Raw genomic sequence first — 24,328 nt, forward strand, 5'->3', positions numbered from 1 at the left:
CCGGAAGGCACCGAGATGGTGATGCCGGGCGACAACATCACGGTCGATGTCGAGCTGATCGTGCCGATCGCCATGGAAGAGAAGCTGCGCTTCGCCATCCGTGAAGGCGGCCGCACCGTCGGTGCCGGCATCGTCGTCACTATCAAAGAGTAATTTGGACTTAAACCGATCTGTCGCGGGCGCGGGAGTTGCCCGCGCCGCGCCAGAACAAGGAAGTGACGCATGAACGGACAGAATATCCGCATCCGCCTGAAGGCGTTTGACCACCGCGTGCTCGACGCCTCGACGAAGGAAATCGTGTCGACGGCCAAGCGTACCGGCGCAAACGTCCGCGGCCCCATTCCGCTGCCGACGCGGATCGAAAAGTTCACGGTCAACCGGTCGCCTCACGTCGACAAGAAGAGCCGCGAGCAGTTCGAGATGCGCACGCACAAGCGTCTGCTCGACATCGTCGATCCGACCCCGCAGACGGTCGATGCTTTGATGAAGCTCGATCTGGCCGCCGGCGTCGACGTCGAGATCAAGCTCTAAGGGAATGAGAGCGCGGTAAGGGGCGGTGCCCCTGGCCCGGAACTCTAAAGGAATTGAACCGATGCGTTCAGGTGTGATTGCAAAGAAGGTGGGAATGACCCGCATCTACAACGATGCCGGGGAACATGTTCCCGTCACCGTTCTCCTGATGGAGAACTGCCAGGTCGTGGCCCAGCGCACGCAAGAGAAGAATGGCTACACCGCCGTTCAGCTCGGCGTTGGCCTTGCCAAGGTGAAGAACACGTCGAAGGCGATGCGCGGCCATTTCGCGACCGCTTCCGTCGAGCCGAAGGCGAAGGTCGCCGAGTTCCGCGTCTCCGCCGACAACATGATCGATGTCGGCGCCGAGATCACCGTCGAGCATTTCGTCGCCGGCCAGAAGGTCGATGTGACGGGCACGACGATCGGCAAGGGTTTTCAGGGCGTCATCAAGCGCCACCACATGGGCGGTGGCCGTGCAACGCACGGTAACTCGGTTTCGCACCGTACGCACGGTTCGACCGGTCAGCGCCAGGACCCGGGTAAGGTGTTCAAGGGCAAGCATATGGCTGGCCACATGGGCGACACCCGCGTCACCACGCAGAATGTCGAGATCGTATCGACCGACGCCGACCGCGGCCTGATCCTGATCCGCGGTGCGGTTCCCGGATCGAAGGGCGCCTGGATCCTGGTCCGCGATGCGGCCAAGGTGGCGCTGCCGGCCAATGCGCCGAAGCCTGCCGCGATCCGCGCCGTCGCTGCCGAAAGTGGCGCCAAGAACGAGGCTCCGGCCACAGAGGGAGCGGAATAATGGATCTCAAGATCACAACGCTGGGCGGCAAGGACGCCGGCAAGGTGGAACTCTCCGACGAGATTTTCGGCCTTGATCCGCGCGAAGACATCCTGCAGCGCGTCGTGCGCTGGCAGCTTGCCAAGAAGCAGCAGGGCACGCACAAGGCCAAGGGCCGCGCCGAGATCGCGCGCACCGGTGCCAAGATGTACAAGCAGAAGGGTACGGGCCGCGCCCGTCACCATTCGGCACGCGCTCCGCAGTTCCGCGGCGGCGGCAAGGCCCACGGCCCGGTCGTTCGCAGCCATGAGCACGAACTGCCGAAGAAGGTTCGCGCGCTCGGCCTCAAGCATGCTCTCTCGGCCAAGGCCAAGAGCGCGTCGATCATCATCATCGACGAGCTGAAGCTGACCGAGGCCAAGACGAAGGCGCTGATCGCGAATTTCGCGACGCTGGGCCTGACCAACGCTTTGCTGATCGGCGGCGCCGAGCTTGACAAGAACTTCAAGCTGGCGGCGACGAACATCCCCAACATCGACGTGCTGCCCATTCAGGGCATCAACGTCTACGACATTCTGCGCCGCGGCACGCTGGTCCTTTCGAAGGCCGCCGTCGAGGCTCTCGAGGAGCGCTTTAAATGACCGACCTTCGTCATTACGACGTGATCGTCTCGCCGGCGATCACCGAAAAGTCGACCATGGCCTCCGAGCAGAACCAGGTCGTCTTCAACGTCGCCAAGAAGGCGTCGAAGCCGGAAATCAAGGCCGCCGTCGAAGCGCTGTTCGGCGTCAAGGTGATGGCCGTGAACACGCTTGTCCGCAAGGGCAAGATCAAGCGCTTCCGTGGCACGGTTGGCCGCCAGAGCGACGTCAAGAAGGCGATTGTGACGCTGGCCGATGGCCAGTCGATCGACGTCGCGACGGGTCTCTGAGCAAGGCCGCGAGGACAGAAACATGGCACTGAAAAAATTCAACCCGGTAACGCCCAGCACCCGTCAGCTGGTCATCGTCGACCGCTCGGGCCTCTACAAGGGCAAGCCCGTCAAGGGTCTGACCGAAGGCCTGACCAAGTCGGGCGGCCGCAACAACCACGGCCGCATCACCGCCCGCTTCATCGGCGGTGGTCACAAGCGTTCGTACCGCATCATCGACTTCAAGCGCCGCAAGTTCGACGTCGTCGGCACGGTCGAGCGCATTGAATACGATCCGAACCGCACTGCCTTCATCGCGCTGATCAAGTACGACGATGGCGAGCTGTCCTACATCATCGCTCCGCAGCGTCTGGCTCCCGGCGACAAGATCGTGTCCGGTGAATCGGTCGACGTGAAGCCGGGCAATGCGATGCCGCTGGCTTCGATGCCGGTCGGCACCATCGTCCACAACATCGAGCTGAAGCCGGGCAAGGGCGCTCAGGTCGCCCGTTCGGCAGGTGGTTACGGTCAGCTGGTCGGTCGTGACCAGGGCATGGCGATCCTGCGCCTCAATTCGGGCGAGCAGCGTGTCGTTCACGGCTCCTGCATGGCCACTGTCGGCGCTGTGTCCAATCCGGACCACGGCAACATCAACGACGGCAAGGCCGGTCGCACGGTTTGGCGTGGCAAGCGCCCGCACAATCGCGGCGTGACCATGAACCCGGTCGACCATCCGCACGGCGGCGGCGAAGGCCGCACCTCGGGTGGCCGCCATCCGGTTTCGCCCTGGGGCAAGCCGACCAAGGGCAAGAAGACGCGGTCCAACAAGGCGACCGACAAGTTCATCCTGCGCTCGCGCCATCAGCGCAAGAGCTAAGAAGAGGTAACGCCAAGTGACTCGTTCGATTTGGAAAGGCCCCTTCATTGACGGCTACCTTCTCAAGAAGGTGGACAAGGTTCGTGAAGGTGGTCGCAATGAGGTGATCAAGATGTGGAGCCGTCGCTCCACGATCCTGCCGCAGTTCGTCGGCTTCACCTTCGGTGTCTACAACGGCCAGAAGCATGTTCCCGTCTCGGTGAACGAGGACATGGTCGGTCACAAGTTCGGTGAATTCGCTCCGACCCGGACCTATTACGGTCACGGCGCGGATAAGAAGGCGAAGAGGAAATAATCATGGGCAAGGCCAAAGCTCCGCGCAGGCTTGCTGATAACGAAGCGCGCGCCGTATTGCGCACGATCCGTATCAGCCCGCAGAAGCTGAACCTCGTTGCCGCGCTGATCCGCGGCAAGAAGGTCGCGACAGCGCTTTCCGATCTCGAATTCTCGGCCAAGCGGATTTCCGGCACGGTCAAGAAGACGCTGGAATCGGCAATCGCCAACGCGGAAAACAACCACGACCTGGATGTCGATGCACTGATCGTGGCGGAAGCCTATGTCGGCAAGTCGATCGTCATGAAGCGGTTCCATGCCCGTGGCCGTGGTCGCGCCAGCCGTATCGAGAAGCCGTTCTCGCACCTCACGATCGTCGTTCGTGAAGTCGAAGAAAAAGGGGAGGCCGCATAATGGGCCAGAAAGTCAATCCGATCGGTCTTCGCCTCGGCATCAACCGCACCTGGGATTCGCGCTGGTTCGCGAACACCGGCGAGTACGGCAAGCTGCTGCATGAGGACATCAAGATCCGCAAGTATCTCGAGAAGGAGCTCAAGCAGGCTGCCATCTCGAAGGTCGTGATCGAGCGTCCGCACAAGAAGTGCCGCGTCACCATTCACGCCGCGCGCCCAGGTCTGATCATCGGCAAGAAGGGCGCCGACATCGAGAAGCTTCGCAAGAAGCTGATGGAGATGACGAAGTCCGAGACGCACCTCAACATCGTTGAAGTGCGTAAGCCGGAAATCGACGCGACCCTGGTCGCTCAGTCGATTGCCCAGCAGCTCGAGCGTCGTATTGCGTTCCGCCGCGCCATGAAGCGTGCCGTTCAGTCGGCGATGCGCCTCGGTGCCGAAGGCATCCGCATCAACTGCGCCGGCCGTCTCGGCGGCGCCGAGATCGCGCGCATGGAATGGTATCGCGAAGGCCGCGTGCCGCTGCATACGCTGCGTGCGGACGTCGACTACGGCACGGCCGAAGCGCACACCGCTTACGGCATCTGCGGCGTCAAGGTCTGGGTGTTCAAGGGCGAGATCCTTGAGCATGACCCGATGGCTTCGGAGCGTCGGGCCAGCGAAAGCGATGCAGCGCATGGCGGTGGTGGTGATCGCGAACGCGGTCGTCGTCGCGAAAACGCCTGAGACATTTAGGAATTTGGAGTTAGAACGATGCTGCAGCCAAAGCGCACAAAGTTCCGCAAGCAGTTCAAGGGCCGTATCCATGGCACCGCAAAGGGCGGCACCAACCTGGATTTCGGTGGTTTCGGGCTGAAGGCGCTTGAGCCGAACCGCGTCACCGCACGTGAGATTGAGGCGGCCCGCCGCGCGATCACTCGTGAAATGAAGCGCGCTGGTCGCGTCTGGATCCGTATTTTCCCGGACGTGCCGGTCACTTCGAAGCCGACCGAAGTCCGCATGGGTAAGGGCAAGGGCGCGGTCGATTATTGGGCGGCGCGCGTCAAGCCGGGCCGCATCATGTTCGAGATCGACGGCGTCAACGAAGAAACCGCCCGTGAGGCACTGCGTCTCGGCGCGGCCAAGCTCTCGGTCAAGACGCGCTTCGTGCAGCGCATCGCAGAATAAGGACGGGCTGATATGAAAGCCGAAGACATCCGGACCAAGACCCAGGACCAGCTGACCGACGACTTGGCCAGCCTGAAGAAGGAGCAGTTCAATCTGCGCTTCCAGAAGGCCACCGGCCAGCTCGAGAAGACCGCGCGCGTGAGACAGGTCCGTAAGGACATTGCGCGTATCAAGACCATCGCTGCGGAAAAGTCCGCGGCTAAGAAGGCTTAAGGACGAAAACCATGCCAAAGCGCATTCTGCAGGGCACCGTCGTCAGCGACAAGAACGAGAAGACGGTTGTCGTCAAGGTCGAACGGCGCTTCACGCATCCCGTGATGAAGAAGACCGTGCGCATGACCAAGAAGTACAAGGCGCACGACGAGAACAACGCCCACAAGGTAGGCGATCAGGTGTTCATCCAGGAATCGAAGCCGATTTCCAAGGATAAGCGCTGGATCGTCGTGTCTTCGGACCAGGCGTAAACAACGAATTTTGGACAGACCGGGGAGGGGCTTTGAGCCCATCCCGTTAGAAAAGAAGAAGGCGGCCAGTCATGATTCAGATGCAAACAAACCTCGACGTCGCGGATAATTCCGGCGCCCGTCGTGTCATGTGCATCAAGGTGCTGGGCGGCTCGAAGCGGAAATACGCTTCTGTGGGCGACATCATCGTGGTGTCGATCAAGGAAGCCATTCCGCGCGGCCGCGTAAAGAAGGGCGATGTGATGAAGGCGGTCGTGGTTCGCACGGCCAAGGACATCCGCCGCCCGGACGGCAGCGTGATCCGTTTCGACAAGAACGCGGCCGTTCTCGTCGACAACAAGAAAGAGCCGATCGGCACGCGTATCTTCGGACCGGTTCCGCGCGAACTCCGCGCCAAGAACCACATGAAGATCATCTCGCTCGCGCCTGAAGTGCTGTAAGGAGCCGGACCAATGCAAAAGATTAGAAAAGGCGACAAGGTCGTCGTGCTGGCCGGCAAGGACAAGGGCCGTTCGGGCGAAGTCCTCTCGGTACAGCCGAAGGAAGACACCGCGCTGGTGCGCGGCGTCAACATGATCCGTCGTCACCAGAAGCAGTCCCAGTCCCAAGAGGGCGGGATCATCACCAAGGAAGCGCCGATCCAGCTGTCGAACATCGCGCTGGCCGACCCCAAGGATGGCAAGCCGACCCGCGTCGGTTTCATCTTCCAGAAGGACGGCAAGAAGGTGCGCGTCGCCAAGCGCTCGGGAGAAGTCATCAATGGCTAAGGCTCAAACCACGAAGCCCAAGGCTGAAAGCAAACAGTCCAAGGCTCAGAACACGCCGCGCCTCAAGCAGGTCTACAATGAGACCATCCGCAAGGCGCTGCAGGAACAGTTCGGCTACGACAACGAGATGCAGGTTCCACGCATCGACAAGATCGTGCTGAACATGGGCGTTGGCGAAGCGACCGCCGATTCGAAGAAGCCTTCGATCGCGGCCGAAGACCTGGCCATGATCGCCGGCCAGAAGGCCGTCGTCACCCGCGCCCGCAACTCGATCGCCGGCTTCAAGGTCCGCGAGAAGATGCCGATCGGCGCCAAGGTCACGCTGCGCAAGGAACGCATGTACGAGTTCCTCGATCGCCTCGTGAACATCGCACTGCCACGCGTCCGCGACTTCCGCGGACTGAATCCGAAGAGCTTCGATGGCCGTGGCAACTATGCCATGGGCATCAAGGAACACATCGTGTTCCCGGAGATCAACTACGACAAGGTTGATCAGATCTGGGGCATGGACGTCATCGTTTGTACGACTGCGAAGACGGACGACGAAGCCAGGGCATTGCTCAAGGCCTTCAACTTCCCCTTCCGCCAGTAACGGCAGCGAGAAAAGGAAAAATCTGAAATGGCAAAGACCAGCTCAGTCGAGAAGAACAACAGGCGCCGCAAGCTTGCCGACCAGTACGGTCCCAAGCGGGCTGCCCTGAAGGCGATCATCATGGATCAGTCCAAGCCGATGGAAGAGCGCTTCCGCGCTCAGCTCAAGCTTGCTGCCATGCCGCGCAACTCGGCCAAGATCCGCATCCGCAACCGCTGCGAAGTCACCGGCCGTCCGCGCGCCTACTATCGCAAGCTCAAAGTATCGCGCATCGCGCTTCGTGATCTCGGCAATAACGGCCAGATCCCGGGCCTGGTCAAGTCGAGCTGGTAAGGAGGACATAACATGTCATTGAGCGATCCTCTCGGCGATATGCTGACCCGCATCCGCAACGCGTATGGCCGCAAGAAGTCGAGCGTTTCGACGCCGGCTTCGCGTCTGCGCACCCGCGTCCTCGACGTGCTGAAGGCTGAAGGCTATATCCGTGATTACAGCCAGACCGACTTCGACAACGGCAAGTCCGAAATCGAGATCGAGTTGAAGTATTTCGACGGCGCGCCGGTCGTGCGCGAAATCGCCCGTGTCTCGAAGCCAGGCCGCCGCGTCTATGTTTCGGCCAAGTCGATTCCGCAGGTTGCCAACGGCCTCGGCATCGCCATCCTTTCGACACCGAAAGGCGTGATGGCCGACCACGAAGCACGTGAACAGAATGTCGGCGGTGAAATCCTCTGCCAGATCTTCTGATCTGGCAGTTGACCGCAAAGTGGAATCCGGTCTTCGGATCGTTCCCGAAGACAGAGACCTGAAACAAGAGAAGTGACGAGGACAACAAAATGTCTCGTATTGGAAAGAAACCCGTTTCGCTGCCGCAGGGCGTGACCGCGACCGTCAACGGCCAGACCGTGACGGCGAAGGGCCCCAAGGGTGAGCTGAAGTTCGTGGTGAACGACGAAGTCCTGGTCAAGATGGAAGGCAGCGAGATCGCTGTCCAGCCGCGCGACCAGACCAAGACCGCCCGCTCCAAGTGGGGCATGTCGCGCACGCAGATCGTCAACATCCTGCAGGGCGTCAAGGACGGTTTCGAAAAGAAGCTCGAGATCACCGGCGTCGGCTATCGCGCGGCACTTCAGGGCAAGAACCTGCAGCTGGCACTTGGCTTCAGCCATGACGTCGTCTACGAGACGCCGCAGGGCATCACCATCACGGTGCCGAAGCCGACTGAAATCACCGTGGCCGGCATCGACAAGCAGCAGGTCGGCCAGGTTGCGGCCGAGATCCGCGAGTATCGTGGTCCCGAGCCCTACAAGGGCAAGGGCGTCCGCTATGCTGGCGAGAAGATCGTCCGCAAGGAAGGCAAGAAGAAGTAGTGGGCTTGGCCCCGAAAGGTCGAAGACTTTTCGAAAAAGACCAAGCTAAGGAAGTGCAACGCCGCGGGGAGCGGTCGCGGGAGGCGCATTCGCCTACCGCACATGGCGGCCCCCGTTTTTTGAAGGCAAGGAACTATCATGGCTACCAAGGAATCCATCCAGCGCCGCGCGCAGCGCGTCCGCCGTCAGATCAAGAAGGTCGCTGGTGAGCGCCCGCGTCTGTCGGTCCACCGCACGTCGAAGAACATCTACGTGCAGGTCATCGACGACGCCAAGGGCCACACCATTGCCGCCGCTTCGACGCTCGAGAAGGACCTCAAGGGTTCGCTCAAGACCGGTGCCGACACCGCCGCTGCCGCCGCGATCGGCAAGCTGATCGCCGAGCGCGCCACCAAGGCCGGCGTCAAGGAAGTCGTCTTCGACCGTGGCGCCTACATCTATCACGGCCGCGTCAAGGCGCTCGCCGAGGCTGCCCGCGAAGGCGGTCTTAGCTTCTAAGCATGATCCCGAAAAGTTTCAGACTTTTCGGATAAAGATTATGCGAAGGAAATGATTTCGCCCCCGGTGACCCACAGAGGCGCCGGATCTTATCAGCAACCGTGCTTCCGGAAAAAAACAAGGAACAGGATATGGCACAGGAACGTAGGGATGGCGGCCGCGGCCGCGATCGTGAAGAACGCGATGACGGCATGGTGGACAAGCTCGTCCACATCAACCGCGTCGCCAAGGTCGTCAAGGGCGGCCGTCGCTTCGGTTTTGCAGCACTCGTCGTCGTCGGCGACCAGAAGGGCCGCGTCGGCTTTGGTCACGGCAAGGCGCGCGAAGTGCCGGAAGCTATCCGCAAGGCCACTGAATCGGCCAAGCGCGACATGATCTTCGTGCCGCTGCGCTCGGGTCGTACGCTGCATCATGACGTCGAAGGACGCTGGGGCGCGGGACGCGTGCTGCTGCGCGCTGCCAAGCAAGGTACCGGCATCATCGCCGGTGGCCCGATGCGCGCTGTCTTCGAGACGCTCGGCATGCATGACGTGGTCGCCAAGTCGATGGGTTCGTCGAACCCCTACAACATGGTTCGCGCCACCTTCGACGCGCTGAAGAGCCAGATGCATCCCAAGGATGTGGCTGCTGCTCGCGGCATCAAGTATTCGACCCTTCAGGCCCGCCGCGGCACCGCCGTTGCGGCTGAAGAATAGTCGATCTGACCAGGGATTTTGACCATGGCCAAGAAAGCAACCAAGACCATCACCGTTGAGCAGATCGGTTCGCCGATCCGCCGTCCGAAGGAACAGCGCGCGACGCTGGTCGGCCTCGGCCTCAACAAGATGCACAAGCAGCGCACACTGGAAGATACGCCCTCCGTGCGCGGCATGATCGCTGCCGTCCAGCATCTCGTCCGCGTCGTGGACGAGGGCTGAGCCAGAGCGCAGGAGAACTCAGATGAAACTCAACGATCTGCGTGACAAGGACGGCGCGACGCACTCCAAGAAGCGTCTCGGCCGTGGTATCGGCTCCGGCTCCGGCAAGACCGGCGGCCGCGGCGTCAAGGGCCAGAAGGCACGCTCCGGCGTCGCCATCAACGGCTTCGAGGGTGGCCAGATGCCGCTCTACCGGCGCCTGCCGAAGCGTGGCTTCAACAACATCTTCGCCAAGAGCTTCACTGTCGTGTCGCTGGCCCGCATCCAGGTGGCCATCGACGCCAAGAAGCTCGACGCCAAGGCAACCGTGACGGCTGAATCGCTGGTTGCCGCCGGCGTCATCCGCCGCGTCAAGGACGGTGTGCGCATCCTCTCGGACGGCGAGATCAAGGCGAAGCTGGCCTTTGACGTTGCCGGCGCCTCCAAGGCCGCGATCGAGAAGATCGAAAAGGCCGGCGGTTCGGTCAAGCTGCCGCAGGAAAAGGCAGCTGCTGAGTAACGGCAATTTGAAGCGCGATCGGCCGGAGCGGGATCCGTTCTTGCTCACGATTGCGCTTTGATCTGCTCGATTAGGCGGCCGCGTCAACGCGGCCGCTTGCATGTTTAGAGCCCGGAGCTTATCTCGTGAGCTTCGGTGAAACGCACCGCCTGACCTCAAGGGCCATCAAGCGTTACCAAGCGGAGAATCAGGCATGGCTTCGGCTGCTGAACAATTAGCCTCGAATCTGAATTTCTCGGCCTTCGCCAAAGCGGAGGACCTGAAGAAACGCATCTGGTTCACGATCGGCGCGCTGCTCGTCTACCGCCTCGGCACTTACATCCCGCTTCCCGGAATCAATCCCGACGCCTTCGCCCAAGCCTTCTCCTCGCAGAGCAAGGGCGTGCTTGGCATGTTCAACATGTTCGCCGGCGGCGCCGTGCAGCGCATGGCGATCTTTGCGCTCGGCATCATGCCTTACATCTCCGCCTCCATCATCATGCAGCTGATGACCTCGGTCATCCCGTCGCTGGAAGCGCTGAAGAAGGAAGGCGAACAGGGCCGCAAGGTCATCAACCAGTACACACGCTACGGCACCGTGCTTTTGGCGCTGGTTCAGGCCTATGGTATTTCGGTGGGCCTGGAAGGCGGTCACGGCATCGTCAACGATCCAGGCATGTTCTTCCGCCTCTCGACCGTCGTCACGCTGGTCGGCGGCACCATGTTCCTGATGTGGCTGGGCGAACAGATCACCGCACGCGGCATCGGCAACGGCATTTCGCTGATCATCTTCTCCGGCATCGTCGCCGGTTTGCCGCGCGCCATTTCCGGCACGCTGGAGCTTGGCCGCACGGGCGCCTTGTCGACCGGCCTGATCCTGGCGATCATCGTGCTCGCCATCGTCGTCATCGCCTTGATCGTGTTCTTCGAGCGCGCCCAGCGCCGCTTGCTGATCCAGTATCCGAAGCGTCAGGTCGGCAACCGCATGTTCCAGGGCGATACCTCGCATCTGCCGCTGAAGCTCAACACATCGGGCGTCATCCCGCCGATCTTCGCCTCGTCGCTGCTGTTGCTGCCGGCAACCGTCGCCGGCTTCTCGCAGACGACCAACATGCCGGCCTGGGCAAGCACCGTGCTCGCCTCGCTCGGCCACGGCCAGCCGCTCTACATGCTGTTTTATGCGGCGATGATCGTGTTCTTCGCCTTCTTCTACACTGCGATTGTCTTCAACCCGAAGGACACCGCCGACCAGCTCAAGAAGCATTCGGGCTTCATCCCCGGCTATCGTCCGGGCGAGCGCACTGCCGATTATATCGATTACGTTCTCACCCGCATCACCGTCGTCGGCGCCATCTATCTGGTGCTGGTGTGCTTGCTGCCGGAGTTCCTGATCTCGGCGACTGGCGTACCATTCTACCTTGGTGGCACATCGCTTCTGATCGTGGTCAGTGTCACGCTCGATACGGTTGCGCAGATTCAGGGTCACCTGATTGCGCACCAGTATGAAGGCCTGATCAAGAAATCGAAGCTGCGCGGGGGGAAGAAAGCCAGATGAGGTTGATATTGCTTGGGCCGCCAGGAGCGGGCAAGGGGACGCAAGCACAAAGACTGGTAGAAAAACACGGCATACCCCAGCTTTCGACGGGCGACATGCTGCGTGCTGCCGTCCAGGCAGGCACCGAAGTCGGCAAGCGCGCCAAGGCGGTGATGGATGCCGGTGAGCTGGTCTCCGACGCCATCGTCAACGCGATCGTCGCCGAGCGTATCGATCAGGCAGATTGTGCCAAGGGGTTCATCCTCGACGGATATCCGCGGACCCTGGTGCAGGCGGACGCGGTCGAGCAGATGCTTTCGGATCGCTCCCAGGGCCTCGACGCCGTCGTTGAACTCGTCGTCGACGACAAGGCGCTGGTTGGGCGTATAGTCAAGCGCGCCAACGAGGCACAGGCCGCCGGTCTGCCCGTTCGCAAGGACGACAATCCGACCGTGTTCGAAGAGCGTCTGAGGGAATACTACAAGAAGACGTCGCCGCTGATTGGCTACTACTACGCCAAGGGCAAGCTCCGGAGCGTCGACGGCATGGCCGATATCGATGCCGTGACGGAACAGATCGAAGCGGTGCTCAAGGACGCAACGCGGGGAAATTAACGATTGCACTTGACGGAAGCGGTTCGCTGCGGTATGGCGGCCCGTCTTCCTATCAGGCATGAGCTTTGCTTGTCCGCAAGGGCAAGGCAGCTGCTTTGAACTGGAAACTCCCGCATGGGCCGGCCTCCACCGGACGCGGGGCAACTTAAGATAGCGCCGGGCCTGCCTTGTTTTTGAGGATTGGCCGGCCCACATGGAGAAGGGAAGAACATGGCTCGTATAGCCGGCGTCAATATTCCGACCAACAAGCGCGTTGTCATTGCGCTTCAGTACATTCACGGCATTGGCAAGAAGTTCGCCCAGGAGATCGTCGACAAGGTCGGCATCCCGGCCGAGCGTCGCGTCAACCAGCTGACCGACGCGGAAGTGCTGCAGATCCGCGAAACCATCGACCGCGACTACCAGGTCGAAGGCGACCTGCGCCGCGAAGTCTCGATGAACATCAAGCGGCTCATGGACCTCGGCTGCTACCGCGGCCTGCGTCACCGCCGCTCGCTGCCGGTCCGCGGCCAGCGCACGCATACCAATGCGCGCACCCGCAAGGGCCCGGCCAAGTCGATCGCCGGCAAGAAGAAGTAATTTAGGGCAGTAAGGGAGTAGGGCGGTAAGGCAATAGGATCGGCAGACATACTGCCTACTGCCATATTCCCCTGCTGCCTTTCTCCTAGGTGGAGCCGCTGGCATTACGGCGGTGTAGAGATCAACTGAAAGGACTGTCATGGCCAAGGAAGCCGCTCGTGTTCGCCGTCGCGAACGCAAGAACATCTCGTCGGGCGTTGCCCACGTCAATTCGACCTTCAACAACACGATGATCACCATCACCGACGCGCAGGGCAATTCGATTGCCTGGTCGTCGGCCGGTGCCCAGGGCTTCAAGGGGTCGCGCAAGTCGACCCCGTTCGCTGCTCAGATGGCTGCCGAGGATGTTGCCAAGAAGGCCCAGGAACACGGCATGCGCATGCTCGAAGTCGAGGTCTGCGGACCTGGCTCCGGTCGTGAGTCGGCACTGCGCGCCCTGCAGGCGGCAGGCTTCACCATCACCTCGATCCGTGATGTGACGCCGATCCCGCACAATGGCTGCCGCCCGCGCAAGAAGCGTCGCGTCTAAGCAATTTACCGAACGTCGCGCGAGCGCCCCTTGGGCGCTCCTCCACGGCATTCCAGGTCGCCCGCCACGATTGGATGGTGGCGGGTCAACGGAAGGAAAGCATCATGATCCAGAAAAATTGGCAGGAACTGATCAAGCCGAACAAGATCGAGTTCTCGTCGAAGAAGAAGACGCTGACCACGCTGGTCGCCGAGCCGCTCGAGCGTGGCTTTGGCCTGACGCTGGGCAACGCGCTGCGCCGCGTGCTTCTGTCTTCGCTGCGCGGTGCGGCTGTCACCGCCGTGCAGATCGACGGCGTTCTGCATGAATTCTCGTCCATCGCCGGTGTGCGCGAGGACGTGACCGACATCGTCCTCAACATCAAGGAAATCGCCATCCGCATGGAAGGCGATGGCCCCAAGCGCATGGTCGTTCGCAAGCAGGGACCGGGTGCGGTTCTTGCCGGCGACATCCAGACGGTTGGCGACGTCGAGATCCTCAACCCCGACCACGTCATCTGCACGCTGGACGAAGGCGCTGAAATCCGCATGGAATTCACCGTCGACACCGGCAAGGGTTACGTGCCGGCCGACCGCAACCGCGCCGAAGACGCGCCGATCGGCCTGATCCCGGTCGACAGCCTCTATTCGCCGGTCAAGAAGGTCTCCTACAAGGTCGAGAACACCCGCGAGGGCCAGGTTCTCGACTATGACAAGCTGACCATGACCATCGAGACCGACGGTTCGATCACCGGCGAGGACGCGGTGGCTTTCGCCGCCCGCATCCTGCAGGACCAGCTCGGCCTGTTCGTCAACTTCGACGAGCCGCAGAAGGAAGTCGCCGCCGAGGCCGTCACCGAGCTCGCCTTCAACCCGGCGCTGCTCAAGAAGGTCGACGAACTCGAGCTTTCGGTGCGTTCGGCCAACTGCCTGAAGAACGACAACATCGTCTATATCGGCGACCTGATCCAGAAGACCGAAGCCGAGATGCTGCGCACCCCGAACTTCGGCCGCAAGTCGCTGAACGAGATCAAGGAAGTCCTGGCGGCGATGGGCCTGCACCTCGGCATGGAAGTGCCGGACTGGCCGCCGGAAAACATCGAAGACCTCGCCAAGCGTTACGAAGACCAATATTGAGCATGAATTCCAAGGATCGGCGGCGTGGGCCGCTCGATCCGACGGTCATGCGGAAAACCATCAGAGGCCTCGGCCTCTTGAACAACTGAAGAAGGAAAAGAGCCATGCGCCACGGTTTCAAAGGCCGTCGCTTCGCCCGAAGCATTAGCCATCGCAAGTCGATGTTCGCCAACCTCGCCGTGTCGCTGCTCGAGCATGAGCAGATCGTCACCACCCTGCCGAAGGCGAAGGATTTGCGTCCGATCGTCGAGAAGCTGGTGACGCTCGGTAAGCGCGGCGACCTGCACGCCCGCCGCCAGGTGATCGCGCAGATCGGTAACGAAGGCGTCGTCAAGCGCCTGTTCGACACCATCGCTCCGCGCTATGCCAACCGCAACGGCGGCTATCTGCGCATCATGAAGGCCGGCTTCCGCCACGGTGACAACGCCGCGATGGCCGTCATCGAGTTCGTCGATCGCGACACCTCGGCCAAGGGCGCCGGCGACCGCGCTCGTATCGAAGCCGAAGGCACCGACGCGGACGCCGCAGCCGCATAAGGCTCGGTTCTCCGGATTGAATTCAAAGGGGCCTGCGGGCCCCTTTTTTGTTTTCTGGAAGCAGTAGATTGCGGCCAAAGCCGATCTTTTGGCCAGAACCAAGGGTGTTTGCCCAAAATAATCGGATTTCAGCGGCTTAGCCTTTCATTTTGCACAATCGTCGGGACAATGCCCCCGAACTTGCCTTGGAGGATTCGCGAATGCGCGCCAACCGACTGTCCCTTGTTCTGCTCTTCGCCATGATGGCGTTTGCGGCCGCGCCGGTGGTCAGGCAGGCGTTGGCCGAGGAGACCAAGACCGATCCCGGTCTGTCCGATGTGCTGACCGATCTGCTGCATGGCGTCGAAGGCGAGAACGCCACGTCTGGTCCCGACAAGCGTGTGCCGTTCGGCCGCGAGGAGGTGCAGCTGTCGTTTGCGCCGCTGGTCAAGCAGACGGCGCCGGCCGTGGTCAATGTCTATGCCTCGCAGACCGCCAAGGTGACATCGCCTTTCGACGGCGATCCCTTCTTCGAGGAATTCTTCGGTCGTTCGCAGCCGCGGGCGCAGTCTTCCCTGGGTTCCGGCGTGCTGGTCGACCCGACCGGCGTCGTGGTCACCAATTACCACGTCATCAAGGATGCCGATCAGGTCAAGGTGGCGACCGCGGACGGGCGCGAGTTCGACAGCAAAGTGCTGCTCAAGGACGAGACGCTCGACCTTGCCGTGCTCAAGATCACCTCGGACAAGCCGTTTCCGGTCATTGCCATCGGCGATTCCGATGCGCTCGAGGTCGGCGATCTGCTGCTGGCCATCGGCAACCCCTTTGGCGTCGGTCAGACCACCACCAGCGGTATCGTCTCGGCACTTGCCCGCAGCCATATCGGTGTTTCCGACTCAAGCTTCTTCATCCAGACCGACGCCGCAATCAATCCGGGCAATTCCGGCGGTGCGCTGATCAACATGGGCGGCCAGCTGGTCGGCATCAACACGGCCATCTACAGCCGCAGCGGCGGCTCAATCGGCATTGGCTTTGCCATTCCCTCGAACATGGTTCGCGCCTTTGCCGACGCGGCCAAGGCCGGGCTCGACTTCTTCGAGCGGCCCTATATCGGCGCCGAGTTCGAAGCGGTGACGCCGCAGATCGCCGAATCGCTCGGCATGGAGAAGCCGACCGGTGCACTGGTCTCGTCCGTCGAGGCGACCGGACCGGCCGCCAAGGCAGGGCTCAAGCCCGGTGACGTCGTGCTGCAGCTCAACGGCAAGCCGGTCGAAAGCATCGAAGCTCTGGACTACCGGATGGCGACGCTGTCGATAGGCACCACCGCGAATTTCGCGGTTCTGACCAAAGGCCAGCAAGCGGCGATGGACATCGCGCTGGAGCGCGCTCCGGAAGGCATGAAGGCTGCCGAAGTGACGCTGCACGGCCGCAGCCCGTTCTCAGGTGCCAAGGTCGCGGAACTATCGCCTCGGCTCGCCCAGAAGCTTGGCCTGCGCACCGACATCAAGGGCGTCACCGTGGTCGACATCAACCGTGATTCGCCGGCCGCCGATTTCGGTTTCCAGCCGGGCGACATCGTGCGCGAAGTGAACGGCACCACCATCGATACCGCCGCGACCCTGGAGCAGGCGGCCAAGACGGATACGCGCTGGTGGCGCTTTACCGTAGAGCGTGGCGGGCAGATACTGCGTCAGGTGTTGCGTTATTAGAGCACGACCCATGAATTCGGGCTCATGCTCCAACGAAAAAGAAGTGCATGGCCGATCTGTTCAGCGTCGATGAACCGGAAAAGGTGCCGCTTGGGCGGCCGCTGGCCGACAGGCTGCGGCCGAAGAATCTTGGCGAGGTCGTCGGCCAGGAACATCTGACCGGCCCTGACGGCGCGCTGACCCGGCTGATCGGTTCGGGTTCGCTCGGTTCGATGATCTTCTGGGGGCCGCCCGGCACCGGCAAGACCACCGTGGCGCGCTTGCTTGCCGGTGAAACCAGCCTTGCCTTCGAGCAGATATCGGCTGTCTTTTCCGGCGTCGCCGATCTGAAGAAGGTGTTTGAGGCAGCCAAGCTGCGCCGCACCAATGGCCGCCAGACCTTGCTGTTCGTCGACGAGATCCATCGCTTCAACCGCGCCCAGCAGGACAGTTTCCTCCCTGTCATGGAAGACGGAACCGTCGTGCTGGTTGGCGCCACGACCGAAAACCCGTCCTTCGAACTGAATGCCGCTCTGCTGTCGCGCGCGCGCGTTCTGGTCTTCCATTCGCTGGGCGAGGAGAGCATCGCCAAGCTGATGACGCGGGCCGAGGAAACCGAGGGCAGGGCGCTGCCGCTCGACGACGAGGCGCGCGCCATGCTGATCCGCATGAGCGATGGCGACGGCCGTGCCTCCCTTACCCTGGCAGAGGAAGTCTGGCGGGCAGCAAAGCCTGGCGAGGTCTTCGATCCTGAGGGATTGCAGCGCATCGTGCAGCGCCGCGCGCCGATCTACGACAAGGGCCAGGACGGCCATTACAATCTGATCTCGGCGCTGCACAAATCGGTGCGTGGTTCGGATCCCGACGCGGCTCTCTACTATCTTGCGCGTATGTTCGATGCCGGCGAGGATCCGCTCTATCTTGGCCGCCGGCTGGTGCGCATGGCGATGGAGGACATCGGCCTTGCCGACCCGCAGGCGCTTGTCGTCGCCAACGCCGCTAAGGATGCCTACGACTATCTCGGCTCGCCCGAGGGCGAACTCGCCTTTGCCGAGGCCACCGTCTATCTCGCCACCGCACCCAAATCCAACGCCGTCTACAACGCTTTCAAAGCGGCCACGCGGGCCGCGAAGGAACATGGCTCGCTGCTGCCGCCCAAGCACATCCTCAACGCGCCGACCAAGCTGATGAAAGAGGAGGATTACGGCGCCGGCTATCGTTACGACCATGACGAGCCGGATGCCTTTTCGGGGCAGGATTACTTTCCCGAGAAGATGGGCCGCCAGACCTTCTATGATCCGCCCGAGCGCGGCTTCGAGCGCGACATCAGGAAGCGGCTCGATTATTGGGCGAAGCTGCGCAAAGAGCGGGAATAGCGGGTTTGCGTGACCCGGTCGTCGTCACGCTTCGAAACGAGGCTTCGCCTTGGGGCATTTCCGCCGCGGTCGCTCTCCACGCGCTTCTCGCTGCGATGCTGGCCGTGATGCCGTTGCCGAAGCCGCCGAAACGGCTGGAGGAAGAGCGGGTGTCGGTCGACATCCTGACGCCGCAGCAGTTCGAGGCCTCAACCAGGCCGCCGCCTGCTCCCGTCCCGCCGACAGTGCCCGAAGTGCGGGCAGCGGTGCCGCCGCCCGCTGCGAGCCCGCCCATACCCCAACCGCCCACCGCGCCGGCCATGATCCGGCCGACCGAAATGCTGTCGGCCAAGACGCTGGCCGATCCGCGCAGCCGGCAGGCGCGCGCCGATCTCGCCACCTTCGCGTCCGACGAGCGCATGGTGCAGTTGTGCAATCTCGAAGCCATGGATCAGATCCGCCGATGGCGCACGGATTATCAGCCGGAGCGGGTGGTGCCTTACGCAACGGCGGAGGAAAAAATCACTGGAACCACGATCGCCGCGAATGGTGCGGCTTTCCGCAGTCGCAGAAACTGGTATGGTCTGAAGTTCAGGTGCCAACTGGCTGGGGACGGTGAAAGCGTCGTCGGCTTCGAATTCCTGGTTGGCGATCTGGTTCCCAGGGAAAAATGGGACGAGCTTGGCCTGCCGGCGGTGCATTGACCTGATACCGGCAGGCTTCATCAGGCAGCCAGCCGGCCGCGATACCGCGGCCGTTGTGTGGTGACCCAAAAAACCTTATCAAGGCGCACGGCCGGGCGGTGGTCGTTGCCGTGATTTGGGCACCTCATTCGCAACAGGATCGCGCTTCGCGCGTGGAAAAATGACAAAAAACCTTCGCAAATCCCTTCGCAAATTCGCCATTGCCATCCCGCTTCTTGCCCTTGGCTTCTATTTCATCCCCATCCTGACGACGATCTTCATCGTTTGCGGCCTGATCGACGTGCTGCGCAACGACAGGAAGGATTTGTCACTGTTCAGCGGTTATTTCCTAGGCAACGGCCTGTTCACCTGGCTGCTTTCGCCTTTCAATCTGCTGGTCGACTTGCTGTGCTACAGAAATCCTGGCGTCTGGAAGCTGGAGCAGTTTCCCGCCGACTATCAGCGCGAGGTCAATGAGGTCCTGGACATCTTCAAGGCGCGCAAGGACGAGATCATCGCCGACATCGACGCCAATTTCGGCACCGGCCGGCGCGGCATGTATGTCTACCAGTGGTACGGTAAGCACAAGATCGACAACGTTGCCGAGTTCAACAAGGATTTCAAATACATCAAGACCATCGCCGTTTCCGTGTTCAGCAAGCGCGAATCAACGTCCTGGCACTTCGGCCCGCTGCGGCTGAGCCTGCGCATTCTCTACAATCTGATCCCGGTGAAATCGGAGATTTTCGTCGAGTGCGGCAACGTCAAGAACTACTGGTACGACAATCCGCTGTTCATCTTCGACGACACGCTGCTGCATCGCTCGGTCAACGAGTATGACGGCCGTCGTTACTGCGTGTTCATGGACATCATCCGTCCGTCCCCGGTTCCGGGGCTGATCGCGGGCATGCTCGCAATCGTCTCGGTAAGCGTCGAGCGCATCAATTCCATGTTCTACAAGAACTGGAAGATGATCGGTTCGACCAAGCCGAAGAAAGCCGGGACGACCTGAGCTTTAAACTCAGAGCAGTCGGTTCTGCCGGCAGCATTTGGGTGCTCTGAATGTATGAGACTTGGCCATCCTTGTCGGCCGCTCATGCGCCGGAACGGCTCCTGGCTGCATAAACGGTGTCTTGGGTTGGCTTTGACAGTCCTACTTCTTCTCCTTCTGGCGGCCGCAAGTGACGAAGAATAAATCTCTCGGATTTTGGACAGGAACGTATCTATGCACCGTCTTGCTGGGAGTTGCTCTTGCAGTCATTTACGTAAGCCTTGAAGAGCCTGTCTATTATTGGGACTTCGCTGCCTATTTCGACACGTTCAATCGGCAAGGCACGCTCTTGGTCCAGAGTCCTCTCGAGTGGCTCAGCCACTTGAGGGCCTCAATCGCAACGGATGACTACAGTGCGGCAATCCTGGTGCCGCTGATGCCGTTTCACATCGTCTTTGGCGATTCGAGGTTTTCATACATCGCCGGAATAGTCGCTATTTACCTGGTCCCGACCGCCCTTTTCATCGGCAGAATGAGCTATCTGGAGGCGGCGACCGAGACATCTTCATCCCGAAGCTGGCTCGCGGTATGGATTGCGGCCTTTCTCTACACGCCGTTCTGGGCGGCGACGCTTCGTGGATTGCCTGATGTTGCCGGCTGCCTCGCGCTCTCCGCGGCAACCTATTTTCTTTGGAAATCGAGGTTCCTGACCCATGAACCGGTGATCAGCGGAGTACGCGTCGGCATATGTCTGTGGTTGGCGTTCGTGCTGCGCCGCTGGTATGCCTATCCTGTCGTCGGGGTCGGAATTTCCGCAGCCTTGTTCTGTCTTCTGCAGGTCGCAAAAGACCGGGACTTTCCGGCACTCCGGAATGCCGCCGTCGGAGGTTTGTGTGCGGTTCTCGTTGTCGTCGGAGCCGCATTGACCTTCCAGCAACCCTTGATCCTCAAGATCCTGGGAACCAGCTATGGCGACCTTTACAGCGGATACAAGACGAGCTTCGTTTCGCAGGTTGACCAGATAGGATCCCGGCTCAGCTATGTGAACTGGCTGTTGATCGTAGTTGGCCTTTACATCTCCGTCATACGCCGAAACAGATTTTCCCTGTTCTGTGCCGTTGCCTCGGCTCTCACCTTTTTCCTCTTCACCCGGATGCAGGATCCGGACCGTCATCATTCAATGCCGATGTTTCTTTGGCTCTTTCCTGCCTATGCCCAGGCAATCGTTGCGATCGTTTCGATGCCGGCGCTGAGATCGCGATGGTCGACTGCCGCGATATCGGTAGCCACTGGACTTGCTTTTTTTGGCACCTTTTTTCCGCTTGGCCGCCAGATGCTATCGCCGATCAGCGACGTCTTTGCCAGGGAAGCCACGCTCCCTCTTCACCTCGACAATCTCTCTGAATACAGACGCCTCATCGATGATCTTGTTGGAAGAATGCGACCCGAGGACCGTTTTTCGGTATTTGCCTCCGGCTCGATCATGAGCGACTCGTTGTTGTATGAAATGGATAAAGATCTTTACCCCCGTATCGAGTGGACCTGTCAGGTCGATAGTCGCGATCAATTCAGGCCGGGAGTGCTGAAATCCAGATATATCGTCGTAACCGACCCGCCCGTCACCCATTTGCAGTCGGGCGCGCAGCTCTGTGTCACGATACCGGACCAATATATTGTCGAAGGCAAAGGCATCGGCGCAGCCTATAGGCGCGTCGCGGCTTATCAGTTGTCCGGCGACGTCATGGGCTACCTCTATGAACAGGTGCGCCCGGTCAGCAAAACGGAAATAGATGCCCTCTACGCCGACCTCAGGAAGAAGTACCCAGGCTGGACAACACCTGAGTGGTGATGACAGCGTTTGGGCAGGGCTCCAAGTCACTCTTCGCGGCTGTTATTACACCATCGTCTTATAGCGCCGGCGAGCCTCGTTCCTCTACAACTTGATGCAGCGGATATATCAGGGAGGATATAACGCTGCTGTTGAGTTGGAAGCGACAGTCGCCTTGGGAGGATAAGGTGAACGGACGGCAGCCGACGGGTCATCATTCGGATTTTATCCAGGCCTCAATCGCCAGCAACGATGCGGCGCGCTCGGCGTTGGTTGCTTCTTGGCGGCGTTCGCTCACATTGCACGGTCTCGATCCAGCCGAGCGACAGGCGCCACGACGCTTGACCGAAGGCGAACTGAGGCAAGCCAGGCAGCGTATGGAACCGTTGCGCCGTGCCGCCGATGCCAGCCTTGACCGGCTATACATGGCTGTCGGCGGGGTTGGTTGCTGCGTGCTACTTGCCGACAGTGAAGGCATCCCGGTCGACCGCCGCGGCGCTGTTGCCGACGACGACACGTTCGACGAGTGGGGCCTGTGGACGGGCACCGTCTGGAGTGAGGACTCCGAAGGCACCAACGGCATCGGCACATGCCTTGCCGATCAGCGCGCCCTCACCATTCATCGCGACCAGCATTTCTTCGCGCGCAACACACTGCTCAGTTGCACCACCGCGCCGATCTTCGATCATGAAGGCAATCTGGCGGCGGCACTCGATGTCTCGTCATGCCGGTCGGACCTGACCGAAGGCTTTGTCAACCTGATCGCCATTGCGGTTGGCGATGCCGCGCGCCGCATCGAGGCCGAGAATTTCCGCCTGGCGTTTTCCAATGCACGCATCTTGCTGGCGCCGGTCGCCGAGCGCAGTGCCGGTGCGCTGATTGCTGTCGATGCCGACGATCTGGTGGTGGGCGCGACGCGCTCGGCGCGCCTGGCTCTCGGCATCACCCAACAGACCTTGGTCAAGGGGTTGCCGGCCGCCGACATCCTTGGCGGCTCGGCCGGGGCCGCGGAAGACCTGGGCGAAGCAGAGCGCGGCGTGGTGCAGCGCGCCATCGCGCGCGCCGAAGGCAATGTTTCGGCCGCCGCCAACAATCTTGGAATTTCACGCGCCACCTTGCATCGCAAGCTCGCCCGCTTCGGCATCCGCCGCCCGCACTGAGCTTTGAGGGGCAGAGCTGTCGCATATCTGCGACACTCGGCACCGGTCGAATGCTGGGCATGGGCTGACAAGTCCGAGCCCATCCGCAACTCTTCCCAGTGACACGTCACATCCCGTGGCGCTGCATATTGGGAGGAAGACAATGAATAAGGTGGAATTTTCCCGCACGGCCAAGGTTCCCTTCGCCAAGCGCTATGACAACTTTATCGGCGGCAAATGGGTGGCACCGCTGTCCGGAAAGTATTTCGAGAACATCTCGCCGGTGAACGGCCGGCCGCTGGGCGAGGTCGCTCGGTCCGACGCCAGGGACATCGAGGCAGCGCTCGACGCCGCGCATAGGGCCAAGGATGCCTGGGGCAGGACAAGCGCCGCCGCCCGCGCGCTGATCCTCAACCGCATCGCCGACCGCATGGAGGACAATCTCGACCTGCTGGCCCTCGCCGAGACCTGGGACAATGGCAAGCCGATCCGCGAGACGACCGCCGCCGATCTGCCGCTGGCCATCGATCATTTCCGGTATTTCGCCAGCGCCGTGCGCAGCCAGGAAGGCGGCATCTCCGAGATCGATCACGACACCGTCGCCTATCATTTCCACGAGCCGCTTGGCGTCGTCGGTCAGATCATTCCCTGGAACTTCCCGCTGCTGATGGCGGTGTGGAAGCTGGCGCCCGCACTTGCCGCCGGCAATTGCGTCGTGCTGAAGCCGGCCGAACAGACGCCCGCCACCATCATGCTGTGGGCTGACCTTGTCGGCGACCTCTTGCCCGATGGCGTGCTCAACATCGTCAACGGCTTTGGCCTCGAGGCCGGCAAGCCGCTCGCTTCGTCGAACCGCATCGCCAAGATCGCCTTCACCGGCGAGACGACGACCGGCCGGCTGATCTCGCAATATGCGAGCCAGAATCTCATCCCGGTGACGCTCGAGCTCGGCGGCAAGTCGCCCAACATCTTCTTCCAGGACGTGACATCGGAGGACGACGACTTCTTCGACAAGGCGATCGAAGGCTTCGTCATGTTCGCGCTCAATCAGGGCGAGGTCTGCACCTGTCCGAGCCGGGCGCTGGTGCATGAGAAGATCTACGACAAGTTCATGGAAAAGGCTCTGAAGCGGGTCGAGGCAATCGTCCAGGGCGATCCGCTCGATCCGGCAACGATGATCGGCGCGCAGGCGTCGAGCGAACAGCTGGAAAAGATCCTGAGCTATTTCGACATCGGCCGGCAGGAAGGTGCCGAAGTGCTGATCGGTGGCGAACAGAACCATCTGCCGGGCGATCTGGCGGGCGGCTATTACGTCAAGCCCACCGTGTTCAGGGGTCACAACAAGATGCGCGTCTTCCAGGAGGAGATCTTTGGGCCGGTGGTTTCTGTCACCACTTTCAAGGATGATGACGAAGCGCTGTCGATCGCCAATGACACGCTCTACGGCCTCGGCGCCGGCATCTGGAGCCGCGACGCGAATCGCTGTTACCGTTTCGGCCGTGCCATCCAGGCCGGACGCGTCTGGACCAACTGCTACCATGCCTATCCTGCGCACGCCGCGTTCGGCGGTTACAAGCAGTCCGGTATCGGCCGCGAGAACCACAAGATGATGCTCGATCACTATCAGCAGACCAAGAACATGCTGGTCAGCTACAGCCCGAAGAAACTCGGCTTCTTCTGATCGCCTCCCGAAGCGGCGCATGATCCTTTTCCGAACGATCATGCACGATCTGTG

At 61.3% G+C, this 24,328-nt stretch carries 35 protein-coding genes; all 35 read left to right on the forward strand.

Features of this window, described 5'->3' with window-relative positions; translation table 11 throughout:
• On the forward strand, window positions 1-153 hold a 153-nt coding region (locus tag C8D77_RS35025), incomplete at its 5' end, for an EF-Tu C-terminal domain-related protein (protein WP_477278374.1).
• A 69-nt stretch (window positions 154-222) separates the two neighbouring features.
• Window positions 223-531, forward strand: coding sequence for a 30S ribosomal protein S10 (rpsJ, locus tag C8D77_RS35030; protein ID WP_010909272.1), 309 nt, complete (start codon window positions 223-225; stop codon window positions 529-531).
• A 61-nt stretch (window positions 532-592) separates the two neighbouring features.
• Window positions 593-1,321 (forward strand): 50S ribosomal protein L3, encoded by a 729-nt coding sequence (gene rplC, locus C8D77_RS35035; protein WP_013531422.1) that lies wholly within the window; start codon window positions 593-595, stop codon window positions 1,319-1,321.
• Window positions 1,321-1,941 (forward strand): 50S ribosomal protein L4, encoded by a 621-nt coding sequence (gene rplD / locus C8D77_RS35040; RefSeq protein WP_056588603.1) that lies wholly within the window; start codon window positions 1,321-1,323, stop codon window positions 1,939-1,941. The genes rplC and rplD overlap by 1 nt, the downstream gene beginning before the upstream one ends.
• The gene (locus C8D77_RS35045; protein WP_023757976.1) at window positions 1,938-2,231 is read left to right on the forward strand and encodes a 50S ribosomal protein L23; all 294 of its coding nucleotides are present in this window, start codon (window positions 1,938-1,940) and stop codon (window positions 2,229-2,231) included. The genes rplD and C8D77_RS35045 overlap by 4 nt, the downstream gene beginning before the upstream one ends.
• Before the next feature lie 22 nt (window positions 2,232-2,253).
• The gene (gene rplB, locus C8D77_RS35050) at window positions 2,254-3,087 is read left to right on the forward strand and encodes a 50S ribosomal protein L2 (protein WP_024505067.1); all 834 of its coding nucleotides are present in this window, start codon (window positions 2,254-2,256) and stop codon (window positions 3,085-3,087) included.
• A 16-nt stretch (window positions 3,088-3,103) separates the two neighbouring features.
• Window positions 3,104-3,382: a 30S ribosomal protein S19 gene (rpsS, locus tag C8D77_RS35055; protein ID WP_006205463.1), complete on the forward strand. Its 279-nt coding sequence runs from the start codon at window positions 3,104-3,106 to the stop codon at window positions 3,380-3,382.
• Between the two features lie 2 nt (window positions 3,383-3,384).
• On the forward strand, window positions 3,385-3,774 hold the full coding sequence (rplV, locus tag C8D77_RS35060; protein ID WP_006205462.1) for a 50S ribosomal protein L22: 390 nt from the start codon (window positions 3,385-3,387) through the stop codon (window positions 3,772-3,774).
• Window positions 3,774-4,499, forward strand: a complete 726-nt coding sequence (gene rpsC, locus C8D77_RS35065) for a 30S ribosomal protein S3 (RefSeq protein ID WP_013531426.1) — start codon at window positions 3,774-3,776, stop codon at window positions 4,497-4,499. The genes rplV and rpsC overlap by 1 nt, the downstream gene beginning before the upstream one ends.
• Window positions 4,500-4,526: 27 nt before the next feature.
• Window positions 4,527-4,940, forward strand: coding sequence for a 50S ribosomal protein L16 (gene rplP, locus C8D77_RS35070; RefSeq protein ID WP_013531427.1), 414 nt, complete (start codon window positions 4,527-4,529; stop codon window positions 4,938-4,940).
• Window positions 4,941-4,952: 12 nt separating this feature from the next.
• Window positions 4,953-5,153 carry a 50S ribosomal protein L29 gene (gene rpmC, locus C8D77_RS35075; protein ID WP_006205459.1) on the forward strand — a complete coding sequence of 67 codons (201 nt, stop codon included), beginning with the start codon at window positions 4,953-4,955 and terminating at the stop codon, window positions 5,151-5,153.
• Window positions 5,154-5,164: 11 nt separating this feature from the next.
• The gene (gene rpsQ, locus C8D77_RS35080) at window positions 5,165-5,404 is read left to right on the forward strand and encodes a 30S ribosomal protein S17 (protein WP_010909280.1); all 240 of its coding nucleotides are present in this window, start codon (window positions 5,165-5,167) and stop codon (window positions 5,402-5,404) included.
• A gap of 71 nt (window positions 5,405-5,475) precedes the next feature.
• Window positions 5,476-5,844, forward strand: a complete 369-nt coding sequence (gene rplN / locus C8D77_RS35085; RefSeq protein WP_006205457.1) for a 50S ribosomal protein L14 — start codon at window positions 5,476-5,478, stop codon at window positions 5,842-5,844.
• Window positions 5,845-5,856: 12 nt separating this feature from the next.
• Window positions 5,857-6,171 carry a 50S ribosomal protein L24 gene (rplX, locus tag C8D77_RS35090; RefSeq protein ID WP_013531428.1) on the forward strand — a complete coding sequence of 105 codons (315 nt, stop codon included), beginning with the start codon at window positions 5,857-5,859 and terminating at the stop codon, window positions 6,169-6,171.
• Window positions 6,164-6,763 carry a 50S ribosomal protein L5 gene (rplE, locus tag C8D77_RS35095; protein WP_013531429.1) on the forward strand — a complete coding sequence of 200 codons (600 nt, stop codon included), beginning with the start codon at window positions 6,164-6,166 and terminating at the stop codon, window positions 6,761-6,763. Before rplX ends, rplE begins: the two co-directional genes overlap by 8 nt.
• Window positions 6,764-6,790: 27 nt before the next feature.
• The gene (gene rpsN / locus C8D77_RS35100) at window positions 6,791-7,096 is read left to right on the forward strand and encodes a 30S ribosomal protein S14 (RefSeq protein WP_013895695.1); all 306 of its coding nucleotides are present in this window, start codon (window positions 6,791-6,793) and stop codon (window positions 7,094-7,096) included.
• 12 nt (window positions 7,097-7,108) lie between these two features.
• A complete protein-coding gene (gene rpsH / locus C8D77_RS35105; RefSeq protein WP_013531431.1) occupies window positions 7,109-7,507 on the forward strand; it encodes a 30S ribosomal protein S8 in 399 nt (132 codons plus the stop codon).
• An 89-nt stretch (window positions 7,508-7,596) separates the two neighbouring features.
• The gene (gene rplF, locus C8D77_RS35110; protein WP_013531432.1) at window positions 7,597-8,130 is read left to right on the forward strand and encodes a 50S ribosomal protein L6; all 534 of its coding nucleotides are present in this window, start codon (window positions 7,597-7,599) and stop codon (window positions 8,128-8,130) included.
• A 138-nt stretch (window positions 8,131-8,268) separates the two neighbouring features.
• Window positions 8,269-8,628 carry a 50S ribosomal protein L18 gene (rplR, locus tag C8D77_RS35115; RefSeq protein WP_032925343.1) on the forward strand — a complete coding sequence of 120 codons (360 nt, stop codon included), beginning with the start codon at window positions 8,269-8,271 and terminating at the stop codon, window positions 8,626-8,628.
• Window positions 8,629-8,759: 131 nt separating this feature from the next.
• A complete protein-coding gene (gene rpsE / locus C8D77_RS35120) occupies window positions 8,760-9,323 on the forward strand; it encodes a 30S ribosomal protein S5 (protein ID WP_006333394.1) in 564 nt (187 codons plus the stop codon).
• 24 nt (window positions 9,324-9,347) lie between these two features.
• Window positions 9,348-9,545, forward strand: coding sequence for a 50S ribosomal protein L30 (gene rpmD, locus C8D77_RS35125; RefSeq protein ID WP_006205449.1), 198 nt, complete (start codon window positions 9,348-9,350; stop codon window positions 9,543-9,545).
• A gap of 22 nt (window positions 9,546-9,567) precedes the next feature.
• Entirely contained in the window at window positions 9,568-10,044 is a 477-nt protein-coding gene (gene rplO / locus C8D77_RS35130) for a 50S ribosomal protein L15 (RefSeq protein WP_013531434.1), read from the forward strand.
• A gap of 193 nt (window positions 10,045-10,237) precedes the next feature.
• Window positions 10,238-11,578, forward strand: a complete 1,341-nt coding sequence (gene secY / locus C8D77_RS35135; protein ID WP_109672237.1) for a preprotein translocase subunit SecY — start codon at window positions 10,238-10,240, stop codon at window positions 11,576-11,578.
• A complete protein-coding gene (locus C8D77_RS35140) occupies window positions 11,575-12,171 on the forward strand; it encodes an adenylate kinase (protein ID WP_056588612.1) in 597 nt (198 codons plus the stop codon). Before secY ends, C8D77_RS35140 begins: the two co-directional genes overlap by 4 nt.
• A gap of 210 nt (window positions 12,172-12,381) precedes the next feature.
• Window positions 12,382-12,750, forward strand: a complete 369-nt coding sequence (gene rpsM / locus C8D77_RS35145) for a 30S ribosomal protein S13 (RefSeq protein ID WP_006205445.1) — start codon at window positions 12,382-12,384, stop codon at window positions 12,748-12,750.
• Between the two features lie 139 nt (window positions 12,751-12,889).
• Window positions 12,890-13,279 (forward strand): 30S ribosomal protein S11, encoded by a 390-nt coding sequence (gene rpsK, locus C8D77_RS35150; RefSeq protein ID WP_006205444.1) that lies wholly within the window; start codon window positions 12,890-12,892, stop codon window positions 13,277-13,279.
• A 104-nt stretch (window positions 13,280-13,383) separates the two neighbouring features.
• Window positions 13,384-14,394 carry a DNA-directed RNA polymerase subunit alpha gene (locus C8D77_RS35155; protein ID WP_013531438.1) on the forward strand — a complete coding sequence of 337 codons (1,011 nt, stop codon included), beginning with the start codon at window positions 13,384-13,386 and terminating at the stop codon, window positions 14,392-14,394.
• Window positions 14,395-14,498: 104 nt separating this feature from the next.
• Window positions 14,499-14,930, forward strand: a complete 432-nt coding sequence (gene rplQ / locus C8D77_RS35160; RefSeq protein ID WP_027057011.1) for a 50S ribosomal protein L17 — start codon at window positions 14,499-14,501, stop codon at window positions 14,928-14,930.
• A 200-nt stretch (window positions 14,931-15,130) separates the two neighbouring features.
• Window positions 15,131-16,618 (forward strand): DegQ family serine endoprotease, encoded by a 1,488-nt coding sequence (locus C8D77_RS35165; RefSeq protein WP_109672240.1) that lies wholly within the window; start codon window positions 15,131-15,133, stop codon window positions 16,616-16,618.
• 47 nt (window positions 16,619-16,665) lie between these two features.
• Window positions 16,666-17,973 (forward strand): replication-associated recombination protein A, encoded by a 1,308-nt coding sequence (locus tag C8D77_RS35170; protein WP_109672243.1) that lies wholly within the window; start codon window positions 16,666-16,668, stop codon window positions 17,971-17,973.
• 5 nt (window positions 17,974-17,978) lie between these two features.
• Window positions 17,979-18,656 carry a DUF930 domain-containing protein gene (locus tag C8D77_RS38630; RefSeq protein WP_245462850.1) on the forward strand — a complete coding sequence of 226 codons (678 nt, stop codon included), beginning with the start codon at window positions 17,979-17,981 and terminating at the stop codon, window positions 18,654-18,656.
• A 160-nt stretch (window positions 18,657-18,816) separates the two neighbouring features.
• A complete protein-coding gene (locus tag C8D77_RS35180) occupies window positions 18,817-19,647 on the forward strand; it encodes an aspartyl/asparaginyl beta-hydroxylase domain-containing protein (protein ID WP_109672246.1) in 831 nt (276 codons plus the stop codon).
• Between the two features lie 169 nt (window positions 19,648-19,816).
• Window positions 19,817-21,475, forward strand: a complete 1,659-nt coding sequence (locus C8D77_RS35185; RefSeq protein ID WP_109672249.1) for a hypothetical protein — start codon at window positions 19,817-19,819, stop codon at window positions 21,473-21,475.
• A gap of 167 nt (window positions 21,476-21,642) precedes the next feature.
• The gene (locus C8D77_RS35190; RefSeq protein WP_109672252.1) at window positions 21,643-22,614 is read left to right on the forward strand and encodes a helix-turn-helix domain-containing protein; all 972 of its coding nucleotides are present in this window, start codon (window positions 21,643-21,645) and stop codon (window positions 22,612-22,614) included.
• A gap of 142 nt (window positions 22,615-22,756) precedes the next feature.
• A complete protein-coding gene (adh, locus tag C8D77_RS35195) occupies window positions 22,757-24,274 on the forward strand; it encodes an aldehyde dehydrogenase (RefSeq protein ID WP_109672255.1) in 1,518 nt (505 codons plus the stop codon).
• Window positions 24,275-24,328 lie beyond the last annotated feature (54 nt).

Origin of the sequence: Mesorhizobium loti (assembly GCF_003148495.1) — a bacterium.
GTDB lineage: Bacteria > Pseudomonadota > Alphaproteobacteria > Rhizobiales > Rhizobiaceae > Mesorhizobium > Mesorhizobium loti.

Excerpts from the sequence above, each read along its gene's own strand:
- rpsJ (WP_010909272.1), top strand. The coding sequence starts at position 223 with ATGAACGGACAGAATATCCGCATCCGCCTGAAGGCGTTTGACCACCGC.
- rplC (WP_013531422.1), top strand. The coding sequence starts at position 593 with ATGCGTTCAGGTGTGATTGCAAAGAAGGTGGGAATGACCCGCATCTAC.
- rplD (WP_056588603.1), top strand. The coding sequence starts at position 1,321 with ATGGATCTCAAGATCACAACGCTGGGCGGCAAGGACGCCGGCAAGGTG.
- C8D77_RS35045 (WP_023757976.1), top strand. The coding sequence starts at position 1,938 with ATGACCGACCTTCGTCATTACGACGTGATCGTCTCGCCGGCGATCACC.
- rplB (WP_024505067.1), top strand. The coding sequence starts at position 2,254 with ATGGCACTGAAAAAATTCAACCCGGTAACGCCCAGCACCCGTCAGCTG.
- rplV (WP_006205462.1), top strand. The coding sequence starts at position 3,385 with ATGGGCAAGGCCAAAGCTCCGCGCAGGCTTGCTGATAACGAAGCGCGC.
- rpsC (WP_013531426.1), top strand. The coding sequence starts at position 3,774 with ATGGGCCAGAAAGTCAATCCGATCGGTCTTCGCCTCGGCATCAACCGC.
- rplP (WP_013531427.1), top strand. The coding sequence starts at position 4,527 with ATGCTGCAGCCAAAGCGCACAAAGTTCCGCAAGCAGTTCAAGGGCCGT.
- rpmC (WP_006205459.1), top strand. The coding sequence starts at position 4,953 with ATGAAAGCCGAAGACATCCGGACCAAGACCCAGGACCAGCTGACCGAC.
- rpsQ (WP_010909280.1), top strand. The coding sequence starts at position 5,165 with ATGCCAAAGCGCATTCTGCAGGGCACCGTCGTCAGCGACAAGAACGAG.
- rplN (WP_006205457.1), top strand. The coding sequence starts at position 5,476 with ATGATTCAGATGCAAACAAACCTCGACGTCGCGGATAATTCCGGCGCC.
- rplX (WP_013531428.1), top strand. The coding sequence starts at position 5,857 with ATGCAAAAGATTAGAAAAGGCGACAAGGTCGTCGTGCTGGCCGGCAAG.
- rplE (WP_013531429.1), top strand. The coding sequence starts at position 6,164 with ATGGCTAAGGCTCAAACCACGAAGCCCAAGGCTGAAAGCAAACAGTCC.
- rpsN (WP_013895695.1), top strand. The coding sequence starts at position 6,791 with ATGGCAAAGACCAGCTCAGTCGAGAAGAACAACAGGCGCCGCAAGCTT.
- rpsH (WP_013531431.1), top strand. The coding sequence starts at position 7,109 with ATGTCATTGAGCGATCCTCTCGGCGATATGCTGACCCGCATCCGCAAC.
- rplF (WP_013531432.1), top strand. The coding sequence starts at position 7,597 with ATGTCTCGTATTGGAAAGAAACCCGTTTCGCTGCCGCAGGGCGTGACC.
- rplR (WP_032925343.1), top strand. The coding sequence starts at position 8,269 with ATGGCTACCAAGGAATCCATCCAGCGCCGCGCGCAGCGCGTCCGCCGT.
- rpsE (WP_006333394.1), top strand. The coding sequence starts at position 8,760 with ATGGCACAGGAACGTAGGGATGGCGGCCGCGGCCGCGATCGTGAAGAA.
- rpmD (WP_006205449.1), top strand. The coding sequence starts at position 9,348 with ATGGCCAAGAAAGCAACCAAGACCATCACCGTTGAGCAGATCGGTTCG.
- rplO (WP_013531434.1), top strand. The coding sequence starts at position 9,568 with ATGAAACTCAACGATCTGCGTGACAAGGACGGCGCGACGCACTCCAAG.
- secY (WP_109672237.1), top strand. The coding sequence starts at position 10,238 with ATGGCTTCGGCTGCTGAACAATTAGCCTCGAATCTGAATTTCTCGGCC.
- C8D77_RS35140 (WP_056588612.1), top strand. The coding sequence starts at position 11,575 with ATGAGGTTGATATTGCTTGGGCCGCCAGGAGCGGGCAAGGGGACGCAA.
- rpsM (WP_006205445.1), top strand. The coding sequence starts at position 12,382 with ATGGCTCGTATAGCCGGCGTCAATATTCCGACCAACAAGCGCGTTGTC.
- rpsK (WP_006205444.1), top strand. The coding sequence starts at position 12,890 with ATGGCCAAGGAAGCCGCTCGTGTTCGCCGTCGCGAACGCAAGAACATC.
- C8D77_RS35155 (WP_013531438.1), top strand. The coding sequence starts at position 13,384 with ATGATCCAGAAAAATTGGCAGGAACTGATCAAGCCGAACAAGATCGAG.
- rplQ (WP_027057011.1), top strand. The coding sequence starts at position 14,499 with ATGCGCCACGGTTTCAAAGGCCGTCGCTTCGCCCGAAGCATTAGCCAT.
- C8D77_RS35165 (WP_109672240.1), top strand. The coding sequence starts at position 15,131 with ATGCGCGCCAACCGACTGTCCCTTGTTCTGCTCTTCGCCATGATGGCG.
- C8D77_RS35170 (WP_109672243.1), top strand. The coding sequence starts at position 16,666 with ATGGCCGATCTGTTCAGCGTCGATGAACCGGAAAAGGTGCCGCTTGGG.
- C8D77_RS35180 (WP_109672246.1), top strand. The coding sequence starts at position 18,817 with ATGACAAAAAACCTTCGCAAATCCCTTCGCAAATTCGCCATTGCCATC.
- adh (WP_109672255.1), top strand. The coding sequence starts at position 22,757 with ATGAATAAGGTGGAATTTTCCCGCACGGCCAAGGTTCCCTTCGCCAAG.